The sequence below is a fragment of the Corynebacterium sp. 5QC2CO genome, assembly GCF_024580435.1.
Taxonomy (GTDB): Bacteria; Actinomycetota; Actinomycetes; order Mycobacteriales; family Mycobacteriaceae; genus Corynebacterium; species Corynebacterium jeikeium_D.
Genome location: NZ_JANIKI010000008.1, coordinates 86,820 through 101,508, shown reverse-complemented (window position 1 = coordinate 101,508; position 14,689 = coordinate 86,820). Strand labels below are relative to the sequence as shown.

11 protein-coding genes are annotated in these 14,689 nt (G+C 60.0%); 5 read left to right on the top strand and 6 right to left on the bottom strand.

Annotated elements, in window-relative coordinates; genetic code table 11:
- On the bottom strand, window positions 1-658 hold a 658-nt coding region (locus NQ014_RS10985), incomplete at its 3' end, for a helix-turn-helix domain-containing protein (protein WP_257074679.1).
- A 131-nt stretch (window positions 659-789) separates the two neighbouring features.
- A complete protein-coding gene (locus NQ014_RS08040) occupies window positions 790-1,032 on the bottom strand; it encodes a HigA family addiction module antitoxin (RefSeq protein WP_005510305.1) in 243 nt (80 codons plus the stop codon).
- Window positions 1,033-1,356: 324 nt separating this feature from the next.
- On the opposite strand from NQ014_RS08040, the gene NQ014_RS08035 reads away from it, so the two are divergent.
- The 3 genes from NQ014_RS08035 to NQ014_RS08025 all read left to right on the top strand — a co-directional run bounded on the left by NQ014_RS08035 (window position 1,357) and on the right by NQ014_RS08025 (window position 6,726).
- Window positions 1,357-2,994, top strand: a complete 1,638-nt coding sequence (locus tag NQ014_RS08035) for an exonuclease domain-containing protein (RefSeq protein WP_257074676.1) — start codon at window positions 1,357-1,359, stop codon at window positions 2,992-2,994.
- A 113-nt stretch (window positions 2,995-3,107) separates the two neighbouring features.
- The gene (gene treY, locus NQ014_RS08030) at window positions 3,108-5,570 is read left to right on the top strand and encodes a malto-oligosyltrehalose synthase (protein ID WP_257074674.1); all 2,463 of its coding nucleotides are present in this window, start codon (window positions 3,108-3,110) and stop codon (window positions 5,568-5,570) included.
- Window positions 5,560-6,726, top strand: coding sequence for a GTP pyrophosphokinase family protein (locus tag NQ014_RS08025; RefSeq protein WP_257074673.1), 1,167 nt, complete (start codon window positions 5,560-5,562; stop codon window positions 6,724-6,726). Before treY ends, NQ014_RS08025 begins: the two co-directional genes overlap by 11 nt.
- Here the strand turns inward: NQ014_RS08025 and NQ014_RS08020 are convergent.
- Together NQ014_RS08020 and NQ014_RS08015 are read right to left on the bottom strand one after the other, a co-directional pair.
- Window positions 6,674-7,066 (bottom strand): RNA-binding S4 domain-containing protein, encoded by a 393-nt coding sequence (locus NQ014_RS08020; protein ID WP_016422972.1) that lies wholly within the window; start codon window positions 7,064-7,066, stop codon window positions 6,674-6,676. The genes NQ014_RS08025 and NQ014_RS08020 overlap by 53 nt on opposite strands.
- Window positions 7,067-7,312, bottom strand: coding sequence for a hypothetical protein (locus NQ014_RS08015; RefSeq protein ID WP_005510313.1), 246 nt, complete (start codon window positions 7,310-7,312; stop codon window positions 7,067-7,069). It abuts the gene before it with no gap.
- A 152-nt stretch (window positions 7,313-7,464) separates the two neighbouring features.
- Between NQ014_RS08015 and NQ014_RS08010 the strand changes: the two genes are divergently transcribed.
- On the top strand, window positions 7,465-8,211 hold the full coding sequence (locus tag NQ014_RS08010; RefSeq protein ID WP_257074671.1) for a helix-turn-helix domain-containing protein: 747 nt from the start codon (window positions 7,465-7,467) through the stop codon (window positions 8,209-8,211).
- 6 nt (window positions 8,212-8,217) lie between these two features.
- Here the strand turns inward: NQ014_RS08010 and NQ014_RS08005 are convergent, their stop codons facing one another.
- Window positions 8,218-8,919 (bottom strand): YigZ family protein, encoded by a 702-nt coding sequence (locus NQ014_RS08005; RefSeq protein ID WP_373467714.1) that lies wholly within the window; start codon window positions 8,917-8,919, stop codon window positions 8,218-8,220.
- A 128-nt stretch (window positions 8,920-9,047) separates the two neighbouring features.
- Here NQ014_RS08005 and treZ point away from each other — a divergent pair, with 128 nt between their 5' ends.
- On the top strand, window positions 9,048-10,964 hold the full coding sequence (gene treZ / locus NQ014_RS08000) for a malto-oligosyltrehalose trehalohydrolase (protein ID WP_257074665.1): 1,917 nt from the start codon (window positions 9,048-9,050) through the stop codon (window positions 10,962-10,964).
- Here treZ and NQ014_RS07995 read toward each other — a convergent pair.
- The gene (locus NQ014_RS07995) at window positions 10,961-14,641 is read right to left on the bottom strand and encodes a hypothetical protein (RefSeq protein ID WP_257074664.1); all 3,681 of its coding nucleotides are present in this window, start codon (window positions 14,639-14,641) and stop codon (window positions 10,961-10,963) included. The genes treZ and NQ014_RS07995 overlap by 4 nt on opposite strands.
- Window positions 14,642-14,689: the final 48 nt, after the last annotated feature.

Below are 14,689 nucleotides of genomic sequence, written 5' to 3'. Positions count from 1 at the left end.
GTGCAGCCAACCTGTCACTGGCCTGACGCGGTGAGGCACCACGGTTGAGCAGATCGACAACCTGGGCGCGTAAGAACCGATTACCATCGAGTTTGCGCAGCTTAGGACGAGCAAGACGCCCGCGGCTTGCCTGATCAGCGTGATAAGCATCGTAGATACCATCGACGCTGTTGCGCGCGATTTCACGGCTGACGGTGGATTGACTACGACAAACCACCTGGGCGATACGCCGGTGCGAATGACCTGCCCGCAGATAATCGGCAATGACTAAGCGTTCGGCCAGCCCTAGCCGCTGACCAGTACCAACACGGGATACATCACCGGGTGTTAACCGGCTGCGGGTATTCATAGTGGTTAAACTAGCCCGCCGGTTATACACCGTGGATGTGCACACCCCGGCCTGTGCGGCAATCTGGGCAACGCTATATTCGCCGGCGATAAGCATCTCGTAGATCATGCGATGCTTATCCATCATCGAGACCTTCGGGTAGTGCGACTGGTGCTGAATCGCAATTCCGGCTTGTCGCGCCCACCGCCTGACAGTTGGTGAGGGAATCGCTAAATCGCGCCCAACCGCGCTTGCTGATGCTCCGTTGGCGATGTGTTGAAGCGCGGTGGGTTTGATGGCACTGTATTTCGTTCGGCGGGTTTGCTTCACTACTTCTCCTGGTCGAAAGTGGTGATGCATTCACCGCATGAACCTACCGGGCCATTTTTGACATAAACGCAGTCAGTAACTCGCATTGGGTCAACACAGCACCGCGGGAGCCGAGCTGGCGTGAAGTCTTCTTACGCAGATGCGCGCATATTGAACTCCGCCTGAGAGTTCAACCAGTACTCCGGCTCGGTGTCAAAGTAGTCGGACAGTCGATTTGCGAGGTCAGTAGTGACCGCAGTACGGCCGGTGCGAAAGCGCTCCAGAGTTGAGCTTGGCACGCCGATGGCAAGAGCCAGTCGGTAGATAGAGAGGTGTCGCGGCTCGAGGAAATTATCGTTCAAGATAGAACCAGGGTGCACAGGATGCGTGCTCAAAATGTTTACTCCTTATTTCATCGCTTCACTGGCATACGTTGTTTCCGCTTTGCCCTACGCTTGAGCTCGAAAGCTCGAACGACCAGTTACCGCCGTTCGTCGAAAAGTATAAGGAGCGCCCGCTCAAAATGCATCCGGACATTTAACCCCCCCAAAACATGTGGTTTTCAGGGGTACAGGCACCCCCACTGTCCGAACGCTCCATAAATATTCCTATTTCTGTGGACATTTCCACATTGCCGGAAGCCACATGTACTCGGCGAGAACCGCAGGTACCGCAGCCTCTATGAGGCTCAATCCGCCATCGGCGCTACCATCTAGTGCATGACTACGACCACGCCATCCTCCGAGCCCGCCGTCGTCTTCGAGCTCACCGGCGACACGGTGACTATTACCGCAGATGGGCTCCGCCTTACCCACACCATCAACACGGCTAGCACCGCCCCCGCGAAGCCCCTCCCGCTTGCCGACGCTGCCGAGGTCGCATCAGCAAGTAAAAACGGTGTCTACACTCCGGCCAACCGCTTCTTCCCCGGCACGGTAGACCTCGGAGCAGCTTTGCCAAAAGCTCGTGTGATGTCTCATCGCCAAGCAGCAGCGCAGTTGCTGGCAGACCTCATGGCGGAGATGGCCAAGAATCCGGAGTTCTACAGCTCAGCTGATGCTTTTACTTCCACGTTGATGCCGTGGGTGGCACAGCGCGCGGCGGTCACCGAAGGCGTGAGTGTGGTCGAGGGCGCGGGCGACGTCGTAAAGCACTCTGTGCCTTTTGCGCCGCTTCCTTCGGGGGATGAGGTTGCGGTGTCGGACATCGCACCGTTTGCGGCGTTCGATGTAGAGACAGCGAACGAAGACACCGGTTCGATTATTCAGCTTGGCGTTGCGGTCGTGCGTGGCGGGAAGGTGACGGAGCGTTATTCCTGGATGTGCCGTCCGCCAAAGGGGTTGGAGTATTTTGATGAAGCCAATGTCGCGATTCATGGCATCACGGCGGCAGATGTGGCCGGTGAGCCGTCATTTCCGGAGCAGCTGGCGAAGTTTGTTGACGTCGTCGGGGATTTGGACGTAGTTGCTCACAATGCGCGGTTTGATTTCACGGCTCTGTCGCGGGCGTGCCGGGCTGAGGGCGTCGCGGCACCGAAGTTGAATTTTGCGTGTACCTACATGTGGGCTCGTCAGATGCAGTTGGGCCTGCCCAATTTGAAGCTGCCAACATTGGCGGAGGCCGCGGGAACGTCGCTGGAGAATCATCATGATGCGACGGCGGATGCGGTCGCGTGTGCTGAGGTGGCGCTGTGGTTGATGGAGCAGCAGCGTGCGACCTCTGTTAAGGATTTGAGTCAGAAGGTCTCGCTGAGCTTGGGCCAGATTGGCAGTGGACGAGTGCGGATGGTGCGCTACGATCCGTCTGGTGTCGCCAGCACTGGTGCCGGGACCAACGCGAGAACTGGTGCTGGTGCGCAGTTCGGCAGTTCCGCGCCGTCACGTCGGCCGCGTCGCAATGCGAAATGGGATGCGGCAAAGACACCGGACACCATTCCAGACCCGAATCCGGACGCGGATCCAAGCGGCCTGCTGTACCAGCAGCGGGTGACACTGACCGGCGATTTTGCCCCGTATGACAAGGGTTTTCTGTGGGATAAGATCGCCTTTGCAGGTGCGAGTATCAATAAGGGTGTCACGAAGAAGACGACCATTTTGGTCGCCGGTCCGTGGGATTCGGTGACGTCGAAGGAGAAGAGGGCTCGACAGCTGCAGGCCGAAGGCCAGGAGATCCAGATTTGGACTGAGAAGGAGCTCTTCACCGCACTCGGGCTGAATCCGGAAGAGGATGGAGCGTCCGAAGCAGGAGACACTGCGGACGGGACACCTAGCGCCAGCGCCGGGGACAACTCCAGTGAGTCGGTTCCGTTGTTCGGTTCTACTTCCCTGCCCGGCGATGACGGAATGCCACCCTTCTAGGCAACGTTCACGAAAAGAAATTCGCATTCGGACGGCGGGCGCAGACTCTGGGGCTAGCTGCTGCTGCAGCGGTCAGGCAGCAGCTTTTCCTGGTGGGCGGTATAAAGGGGAACATGAGTCGCCGACCAATTACGTCCACCTACCGTCTCCAACTCCGTGGCCCCAAGGCCGACCCAAACGGGCGCGCTTTCACGTTCGCTGACGCGGCTGAACAGGTCGGCTACTTGGCAGACCTCGGAATTTCACACCTGTATCTGTCGCCTATCCTCACCGCCGTACCGGACTCGAACCATGGCTACGATGTCATCGATCCGACGACGGTAAACCCGGAGCTCGGCGGCATGGAAGAGCTGCAGAAGCTCGCGCAGGTGGCGCACAAGGCCGGTCTGGGCATCATTATCGACCTGGTACCGAACCACCTCGGTGTTGAGGAGCCCAAGCTCAATGCATGGTGGTGGGACGTTCTGACCTATGGCAAGGATTCCCAGTTCGAGCCATACTTCGACATCGACTGGCACGAGGACAACGGTGCCAACGGCAAGATGGGGTTGCCAATTCTGGGCTCCCCGGAGGATATCGACAAGCTGGAGCTCGACACCTCTGGCGACGAGCCACTTCTGCGCTACTACGACAACACATTCCCAGTGCGCCCCGGCACCGAGGACGGCACCCCGCAGGAAGTACATGATCGCCAGGCCTATCGCCTGATGTACTGGAAGGACGGGGTCATTGGCTACCGTCGATTCTTCAGCGTCAACGGTCTGGCCGGCATCCGCCAGGAAAACCCGGTGGTATTCGAGCACACACACCGCATCATCCGCGAGCTGCTGGCTGCGGACATCATTGACGGTGTCCGCATTGACCACCCGGATGGACTCAGCAACCCATTCGGATACCTCAGTGAGCTGCGTCGTCTACTCGGCGACGACAAGTGGCTGGTTATCGAGAAGATTCTGGGTGCCGAAGAACCACTGGATCCGAGGCTCCAGGTTGACGGCACCACGGGTTACGACGCCCTGCGTGAGTTCGACAATGTCTTCGTCAACCGCGACTCCCGAGACGCCATGAGCATGTTGGCTCTGCAGCAGTCCGGTTCAACCTGGGACAAGACTGCCGTGCAGGCAACTGCGCAGGCTCTCAAGCACGATGTCGCTGCTCACGAGCTGGCTGCGGAGGTCCGTCGTCTAGCGCGTGCCCTGCGCCGCGATAACTGGTCTATCAGCGGTACCAGCGTCAGCGATGACGTGCTCATCGACACCATCTGTAAGCTAGTCGCTGCCATGCCCGTCTACCGTTCCGACTATGTCTCCCTGTCACGAGTGGCTTCCACGGTCATTGGTGAAATGGCAGCGCGTTTCCCCTCGCGTGTCTTTGCTCTCGACCTCATTTCGGCAGGTTTGGTAGCCGGTGGTGAGGCCGCCACGCGGTTCGCGCAGGTCTGTGGTGCGGTCATGGCAAAGGGAGTCGAAGACACCACCTTCTACCGCGCCTGCCGCCTGATCAGCCTGAACGAAGTCGGCGGTGATCTCGGTCGCTACGGCATGTCGGCGGCGGAGTTCCACCTGTTGCAGTCGGAACGTGCTCGCCTCTGGCCACGAACCATGACCACGCTGTCCACGCACGACACCAAGCGCGGCGAAGATGTCCGCGCCCGCATTCTCCAGCTCTCCGATGTCTCCGGCGACTGGGCCGAAAATGTCCGCAACTGGATGGCCATCACCCCCGCCCCGGACGATGCCACCGGCTACTTCCTGCTGCAGAATATCATCGGAGTCTGGCCAACCGACGGCGTAATTACCGATGAACTGCGCGAACGCCTCCACGACTACGCCATCAAGGCCATCCGCGAGGCAGATGTGCACACCTCCTGGACGGAGCCGGTCGAGGAGTTCGAACTCGGCATCCGCAGCTGGATCGACGCGCTTCTCGACGGCCCCCTGACCGACTCCATCACAGAGTTCGTCCGCTCCATTGCGCCAGCTGCCCTGACCACGTCTCTGTCGCGCAAGCTCCTCCAGCTCGTCGGCCCCGGCATCCCCGATACCTACCAGGGGACGGAGTTCACGGAGGACTCCCTGGTTGATCCCGACAACCGCCGCTTCGTCGACTACGATGCGCGCGTTGCTGCGCTGGATAAGGTTGCCCGCGATGAGGTCACGTCGGTGACTAAGAGTCCAGAGCACCCAGCTGAGCTGCCGGAGAACTTTACGGATGCCGATGCGGACGTCGCAAAGCTGATGGTGACTCACCACGGCGTGAAGCTGCGTGCGGAGCGCCCGGAGTCCTTCGTCGGCGGCGCCTACCAGCCAGTATTCGCCGTCGGTGTGGGCGAGCGCCATCTGGTCGGTGCAGCACGTGGACCGAAGGGCGAGCCGGAAGATGTTATCGCGCTGGTGACGCGCCGTCCGCTGGGGCTGCAGCGCGAAGGCGGTTGGGGCGACACTACAGTGACACTTCCCAAGGGATTCTGGACCGACCGTTTCACCGGCCATACCTGGTCGGGCACCATCGCCGTGGCTTCTCTGTTCAGCTCCTTCCCAGTAGCACTGCTGGTACGCGAGGACGATGACGACTAAGCGCATGAAGGATTCGCTTGCCGACGATTCCCGCGACCAGACCCGCAAGGCTCAGTTGGCGGAGGATCGAGAGGTTACACGTGCGCTGCAGTCGAAGTACGACTCGTGGGCAACTCGGCACCCCACCGCCGCGCAGGACTTTGTCGATGCGATTAAAGAGATTCTCTCCGATGCCGGTTTGGCCTTTGACAATGTCACGGCGCGGGTGAAGTCTTTCCGCTCATTGCGGCAGAAGGCCCTGCGTCGTGAAGCGGACGGCAGCTATGTCTACCCTGACCCGTGGCACGATATCCACGACATCATCGGTGTGCGTGTAACCACGTACCATTCGACGGAGATTCCCGCGATTATGGATGCGCTGGGAGATTCGCTGACTGTGCTGCGCACAATTGACAAAACCGCGGAGACACGAATCAGCGGCCGGTTGGGATACGGCTCCCAGCACTTGATCTGCAAGGTGTCGACGGCGGCGCCGTCAGAGCTAGCTCCCTATGCGGATATGCAGTTTGAGGTGCAACTGCGCACTGTGCTGCAGCATGCGTGGGCGGAATTTGAGCACGATATTCGCTACAAGGCCCCTGAGGGAGCGACAGACCCGCGGATTGATCGAGCTTTTGCGCTGGCCGCTGGTCTTATTGAGCTCGCGGATCAGCAGTTCGACCAAGTCGTTGCCGTGCTGGAGGAATCTACGCCGGACGATTCCGCGCAGGGAGAGGGCAAACAGCCCTCAACTCCGGCAAAGACCACAGCCGATGACATTGTGGTGACTGAGGAAACCCTACCCGGCGTGCTGACGATGCTGCTTCCAGATGCACCCCGCTCGAAATCAGAGCATTACGGCTGGGCGGAAGAACTGCTGGAGCGCAATGGCATTCGCACTGTCGGGCAGCTGCGAGAGCTGCTTAATCCGCAGCGCCTCAGCGCGGTAAGCAAGGCCATGAAGTACCGCTTTAACCCAGGCCATGTGCGTGTTATCGATGACCTACTACTGGCGGCTCGCGGCGACAAGCACATTAAGGCCACTGCGGATACCAGCCATAACCCGAAGCGTCGACCAGCTCGTTTGCGCGCACGACTGCAGCAACTAGCGGAGGCCGGGATGCCTATGAGCGACGTCCCCGAAGACGATCGAGCTGACGGCGATCGCGCTTCGTAGGCCGCCCGGCACCGCGGTCGCGCATCGGCATCGATGCGAGAATCTCCCTCGGAGGCGGCGGCGGAGAGTGGTCAATATAGCACTGCCTGGCCACCGGTGCTCCGACCCGCTTCTTCACCGTCTTGGTGACCTCAACAATGTGTTCGCGGTGGTTTGCCCACAGTCGCACTCTGTCCCCTGGGACGACTAGAACTGAGGGTTTCACGGCTTCGCCGTTGACTTTGACGTGGCCGCCACGGCACGCATCTGCGGCCAATGAGCGAGTTTTCAGCAACCTGACCGCCCAAATCCAGGCATCAATACGCACTGGCTCGGTAGACAATTGCTGCTGAGCAGGCATTTACTGCGGATCCTTGTAGTTCACAATCCGCTGAACCTTTTGCCAATTGAGAAAACCACCGACCAGGCCGACGACTGCCAGGATGAGGAATAGGGACATGCTTCCGGCTAGAAGTCCGAGCACTGCACCGCCGACGACACCGCTGCCTGCCCACACAACGGCATTGCGGGAGTACTTTCGCACCGCGTTCTTACGGAGCTCAATGGGGTTCTGAGGTTGGGGCTGAAGATAGCTCATGGAGTACATATTAGAGCGTTCTGGTCTCTCTGCCGCATCGCATAGGTCGATAGGGCGTACAATTCGGGGAAAATTTCTACAGACATAGCAAACCTGCTAGATATTCCTATTTGGGTAGGTAATTAACACAATGGCGTAGGTTGATTGCTAGTGTTAGTCATATGACAGAAACTGTCCGCCCCCGCCACCGCATGGTCGACCGCGTTGCGGCGATCCTCGAGCTCGTTGCGCGCTCTAACGAAGGTCTAACCCTCACTGACATCGCCCACACGCTGAACTATCCGCTCAGTACCACGCAGGGCCTTGTCAACGGTCTGACTGTGACAGGTTACCTTGACGAGTCCAACAAGCGTTACACGCTCGGCATGGCGCCGTTTCTGCTCAATGTCATGGCCGGTCGTCGCATGGTCAACGTTCCGACGGCTGAGCTCGAGGCGATTCACAACGAAACTGGCTTGATTACCGTGCTGGCACTTCCGGTTGGTGGCAAGCTTTTCTACCTCAAAACCGTCGGTGAATCCATGCGCTACCAGTACCTGACGGAGAACTTCCTGCCGCGCTCGCTGCTGCGCACCTCTGCAGGTTGGGTTTTGATGAGTCGGTTTGAAAAGCGCGAACTGTGGTCCTACCTGAACTCCGCGCGGCCGGAAGACCAGGTCTATGTGGATGATTTCCTCCGCCAGGCCGGGGAAATCGCAGAGACCGGCGTCTGTGCTGCCCCGGGAATTGCTGAGGGCGGTGGCGTTGACGGTGTCTCTATCGCAGTGGAGGAAGACGGTGCTACTGTCGCGGCAGTCTGCGTTTTCGGTCGGCCGGAAAAGATTGCGGAAAATAAGGACGGACTGGTGGAAATTCTCAAGCGCCATCGCGGTGCACACAACGGCGAGGAATCCCCGAGCCAGGGTTAGTGGCTGTTAGTCGCGCAGCTCCCACCAGATTTCGCCACCGTCCGTAGACGGATCGCTAGCTCCCTTAGTCAGCGCCTGCATTTCGCCGTCAAGCTGGGCAATCCCATCGGCAGTCACCGCGATGGAAAACTCCACGTTCTGACCCCACCTCGTTTCCACGATCTCATAGCCACGAGCACGCAATTCCGCTTCTATGCGACCGGCATCTGCGGCGGAGACACTCACTACCCTCAAGGCTCTTTGCACGCGTCGCATGCGCGTGACTTTTTCTAGACACTCTGAGACCGAATCCGAATAGGCCCTCACAAGCCCACCCGTGCCCAATTTGATGCCGCCAAAATAGCGGATCACTACGGCGGTGACATTCGTCATTCCAGAGCCCTGGAGCACATCGAGCATCGGGCGCCCTGCCGTGCCACCAGGTTCACCGTCATCTGAAGATCGCTCCACCCGATTCCCTCCGACAACCTCATGAATGTATGCGCTGCAGTGGTGGCGAGCATCCGGGTACTCCGCCTTGGCCAAATTGATGACCTCTCGGGCACTGTCTTCGTCGTCGGCGCGCGCGATCCACGTAATGAAGCGAGATTTCTTAATCTCGATTTCATTCGTGACGATGTCACCGTCGGCGGGGACAATCAGCTCGATGTCACGCTGATTCTGCGTCGCTTCGATCGAAGTAGATGGCTCGGTGGTCATAGTGTCCATTGTTGCGTATGGGCTTCGTGCACACCCAATCACTGTCGCTCGCTACTATCTCGACCTCACCTTGGACTCACCTCAAATCAGCGGTGACCGAAAAAGTTTCCCTGTGCCAATCCGCTGACTGACCTACCATGGTGCCCATGAGCAACTACCGAGTCTGGGCCCCGTACGCTTCCGAAGTCCGTCTGCTGTTGGGCAATCCTGACGCGCCGGCGATTTTTGATATGCATCCAATCGCTGACGCCACCGATGGCTACGGTGCCAACTCTGGTTGGTTTGAAGCTGATGTGGCTCGCACACCGGGGGATCGCTACGCCTTTTCGCTGCGGGCACATGCGGGATACGGCGCGCCTGACGACGAATCGGGGGACGGCTCCTCCCCCGCTGTCGGTGACTGGACAATACCGCTGCCAGACCCGCGTTCCCAGTCGCAGCCGGATGGTCCGCATGGTTTCTCCGAGGTCGTTGACCTGGGTGCCTATAAGTGGAAGGACTCGGCCTGGTCGGGCCGGATTCTGCCAGGCGGTCTGATTTATGAGCTGCATGTGGGCACCTTCAGCGATTCTGGTGATTTCGAAGGTTTGGTGGAACATCTAGACCACCTGATTGAGCTGGGGGTAACACACATTGAGCTGATGCCAGTGCAGCCTTTCGGCGGTGACCGTAATTGGGGCTATGACGGTGTGTCCTGGCACAGCGTGCACGAGGGCTACGGCGGCCCGCGGGGTCTACAGAAGCTGGTTGATACGTGCCACCGAAAGGGTTTGGCTGTCATCTTGGATGTGGTCTTTAACCACTTTGGCCCAGACGGCAACTATGTGGGATTTTTCGGCCCCTACACCGCTGGTGGTTCGACGGGTTGGGGTGAGGTTGTCAATCTCACTGGCGACAACTCTGATGAGGTGCGCGCGTATATTTTGGATGCAGTGCGCCAATGGCTGGTGGATTACCACGTCGATGGCCTGCGTCTGGATGCAGTCCATGCCCTGCATGACGAGGGGGCATTCCACATTCTGGAGCAGATGCAGGTTGTCGCAGACACTGTCGCAGCCGAGACTGGTATTCCGCGTTCTTTGATCGCAGAGTCCGACCAGAATGATCCGCGTTTGGTCCGCCCGCGCGCTGCCGGTGGCTTTGGCCTCAACGCTCAGTGGGATGATGACGTCCACCATGCACTGCACACGCTGGTCTCTGGCGAGGACCACGCCTACTACTCAGACTTTGGGTCGGTGGAAGCACTAGCTAGTGCTTTGGAAACCGGCTTCTGGCATACGGGCACAATGTCGACGTTCCGTGGTCGTACTCACGGTCGCCTCTTTGACCTGTCTGTACAGCCCATGCATGCTTTCGTAACGTACACGACCACACATGATCAAACGGGTAATCGCGCTGTCGGCGACCGTCCGTCGATGAACCTCACCCCGGCGCAGCAGGTTTTAAAGGCAGCAGTTATCGCCTGCAGTCCCTTCACCCCGATGCTCTTCCAAGGTGAGGAATGGGGCGCCTCTACCCCGTTTGCTTTCTTCTGTTCCCATGAAGATCCGGAGCTGCAGCGGCTCACGCGCGAGGGCCGCCTTCGTGAGTTTGCCCGTGCCGGGTGGGATCCGAAGGAGGTATCCGACCCATCGGATCCAGAGACCTTCCACCGCTCGAAGCTCAATTGGCTGGAGGTCTCGGAGGGCTCGCACGCCACTATTCTGGCCGCCTACCGCGATCTCTTCGCGCTACGGAAGTCTCACCCGTCGCTTCGCACTCCGTGGTCGGCATCTGTAGTGACTGAGTATGACGAGGACAATCGTTGCCTCGTCGTTGTGCGCAGCCAGGATGAGCGCGAAATGGGTGCCCGAAACTCGGATGCCTTTGAAACTGTCGCTTTGGTGGCGAATTTCTCCGACGCCGAAACCAGCGTCAGCCTGGATTCCGAGTTCGGTTCCGCCCACCTGCTGCACACTTTTGAAGACGCAGCAGCCAGCATCGTCAATGACGAAGCTGCTGGTCCCGAAATCTCGCTTCCAGCGTGGGGCTACGCTGTCGTCTCGCTCAGCTAGTCAGCCGGACTTTCAGCCTCGGTGCCGGGCTCTTCCTCATCCGCCGCACCCGACCCGGGTGCTGGCCACGGCAGCTCGGTGACATCACCGTGGAGGACGTGAGCCACCAACGCGTCTGCGATGAGAATATCGCTCATCACCAACGTCGGAACCAGGTCCGCCAGCTGAGCCCACATCGGAATCAGCTCACGGACAGCGGCGACACTGGCATCAGAGTTCTCAGCCTGAGTACGAGCCAATACGCGGGCGGCCACTGCAATAAGCAGTGACGTTCCCGGCACCAGAGTCCAGTGCAGCGAAGGATCATCCGCATCGATGCCGTCGAGCTTGTGGAAGCGCACATTGACCGCCTTGCGCAGTCGTGGAGATGCCTTCGACACCGTCTTAAACAACACCCGAGAGGCAGCGGCAAGCTGGGTCATCACACCGGATTCCACAATCTCAGCACGATTGCGTACCACTTCGTAGATTGCGGTGAAGCGAGCGTCATCGTCGGTCAGCGGACCCGGAACCATGCGGTAAGGATCAAAGACCTGCGACAAAATAGCGCTGGCCTGCGCTTCCGGCAGCGAGGTAATCTGCACCGAGCTCTGGTCGATAGTGGCGGACTCCAGAGTGGTGTCCTGGCCGCTGGCAGCAATGTCCAGCAGTCCCTGGCCACCAGTTGTGCGCAGGTAATCCAGCTGACGAGAACGGTCCACGCTCTCATCAGTGAGATCCGCCAATGCTGCCAATGCACCGAGCCACGGCACACGGCGACGCCCCGGCACTGGCTTAGTAGCGCTGAAGTCTCCCAGCACGAGCCCGGAGGCGATAAACATACCCGGCTGATCGTCGAGCGCGATGACTGAGCGGTTCAACGCTGCCAGACCGGCGCGTGGTTCAGCACACAAGATCGCACCCAACCTAGGTGCGGCCAGCAGCGGATTCGCCTGCGCCATGTCGGTTGCACGACCAGCCCGCAAGGTTGCCAGTAGCGTCCACAAACGTGCGAGCTGATCCTGATTTAGCTCGCCCCACAGTTCCTGCGCGCGAGCAACGGGATCGGTGTCCTCACCATCGAGGTCAACGGCCTCAGCATCATCGACATGATGCAGAATGGTCGACCCGGCCGCCGGCCACTGCGGGTGGCGTTCCTTCTCCACACCGAGAGTCACCTGCGCGACAAATGGGCCAAGACCGCGGAGCTCGTCGGGAAGCTCGCATTCCCCCTCCACGACTTCCAGGGCGACGGGTTCGCGCCACGGCTGACCGGCGGCCCAGAGCCACAGGGTCATCGGCAAGTGCGAAACATCGTCAGAGACATCAACCTCGATGATGTCAGTGGCTTCATCGTTGAAGGCAATCTGGCGGATGGCATCGCGGGAGGAAGCCTCCACCAGTGGTACAGACAGGCGCTTCCGTCCCGTCACACGTGTCCAGTCCAAACTGATGCGCAGGGCCTTCAGCAGGGAGATACGGTCTGCAAACTTGCCGAACTCCGCGTAGCCAGTATCGCCGAATCGCTTGATGGGGACGCGACAGATGTCGCGCTCACCGCTGGAAACTGCAACATGCGCATGGCGCAACTCGCCCGGGGCATTGACGACAATCTTGCCGAAGGCATCGACACGCTTCGGACGGGTGACCAATGTAGTGGTGCGGCGGGCGACGGATTCGTCGGCAAGCGGAACCTCAAACTGCAGCGTGCCTGGCGTGACCTGCATCTGCAGCCATGCGCCCTCGTCGGTGGAAAGCTCTACGGTACCTGTGACTTCGTCCGCCCCGAGGCGCACGATAGCGGGCTCGGCGTCAAGCGGCTTGTCGCCGGAGACAACGCGGATGTCAGCGGGGCTCAGACCGTCGATGGTTGGGATGCGGAAGCCGTCGCCACCACCGCTGTAAGTGATCGTGAGGTCTGCCTGCTCCGCAATGGCGAAATGCTTCTGGAAGCTGCGCCCACGCGGATTGACCAGGCGAACCACGAACTCGCCGACCCACGGATAATCGTCATCGGTAAGAATCTCAACCTCGCCACCTGCGGCGGGTACCTCGAGGTCATAGACCATGACGGAATCCGTGGTAAACGCACCATAGCCGCCAAAATCGGTGACGATAGCGCGCCAGGACTCGTCCTTACCGGACAGCGTCGGCGGGAACACAGCGACCGGACCACCGGCGTAAACCGGGGTGCCGTAGGCAGACACCGTGCCGTCGAGACGCGCGTGGGGCATGGTCATTCGCGGTTGACGCTGCGGTGACGCTGACCGAACCTCGCCCGCCGCCCCGGACCGACGAACCTGAACTGCATGAACATCGCGAAGATCGATCTCAGCGACTTGCCACAACTCCCAGTTAAATGGGCGCGGGTCCGATAGCAATGGCACCTCAGCACCCGTGACGGGGTCAACGAGCGTGGCGTCAACCGGGTAGACCACCGTAGCGGACGTCGAGTGTAGCGAGACCTTGTCTGTGACTGACTGACCGTCGGCACCGAAAATGAGAATCGGGTCGTCAGTGCTAATCGCAGGGACTCGCCAGTGCTTCTCATCGCCGATTTCCACCAGCACATCGCGCACCGGCTCATCGATGGTCACCACTGGACGCGGCAGCGAATCCTGCAGGCCCACCACCGGCGTCGTTGCTACCGTGCCGCCGAAGGTGACACGCCAGGTCCGTCCCGCCGGATCCAGCGGCGTCGGTAGCTGTACGCCAACGGTCTGCGTCAGCTCATCGAAGTACAGCTGCGGGCGGCCGGTCGTTGCCACCACGCCCACCGCTTCACGACGATTCGCAGTACCCGCCGGACGCATACGCAGCTCTTCACGCGCAGCGGCCACCAGCATGGGCGGAAGGCCCGCATCAAGCTGGCCCAGCTCTTCCCGAGCTTCCCAGTTGGCCGGATCGGCGGCGGTGGCAATGGCGTAGCCGAGGGTTGCCTTAAACAACTTGTGTGCCTGACGAGGTGCCGTCCTGGCCAACTGCCGCAGCGCCAGCGGGTAGACACCATCTTCCGCCTCTGCGATTTCGGTCAGCAGCTCCTCGAGCAGCGGATGAACCTTCGAGAGCGCCTGTACCAAGTCATTTGATGAAGGGTCGGATAGCTCCGCTACCCCAGCAAGTTCCTCGCAGCGCTCGATAATCAGTGGCATCACTGATAGCTGCACACCCGCGTGCAGCAGAAGCACCTGCGCTGCCCGCTGCAGCGGATCCGCGTCGGCTTGGTTGCTGTCGACGTCGTTAGGCAAACCAGCATTGGCCAGCATTGTCGGCACTGCGGCGGCGAGGTGCTCGATGAGCGCGCCGGTAGTGTCAGCGTCTGGATCCAGCTGCAGAGCGGCTGGCCAGTCCAGCCACATTTCGCTTGCCGACGCAACACGCGCGGCGCGTCCTACCAGCGAGGCAAGGGTGACCAGCGGGTGATTGTCAACGACACTCTTCGCAGCTTCAATATCGGCAGCAGTACCACCCGCCAGATGATGGGCCAGGAGCGTTCCCAGGAAGCGGTCGATACGCTCAACCTCGTCCATCGCCAGCCCTGACCAGACAAACAGTGGCTCAACTTTGGCCTGTGTGGCGGATTCCAGCAGACCCGGAATCCGGGTGGCCAGGTCCTGCTCTGCGGCAGCCAGCCACATTTCGACAATCACGGTATTTTCCACTCGGACACCCTGGTCGACACTGCTTGCCCCAGTCATAGTGGGTGGACGCTCCCCTTCGCTACAAAGCTTGCTCGAAAAGATTCA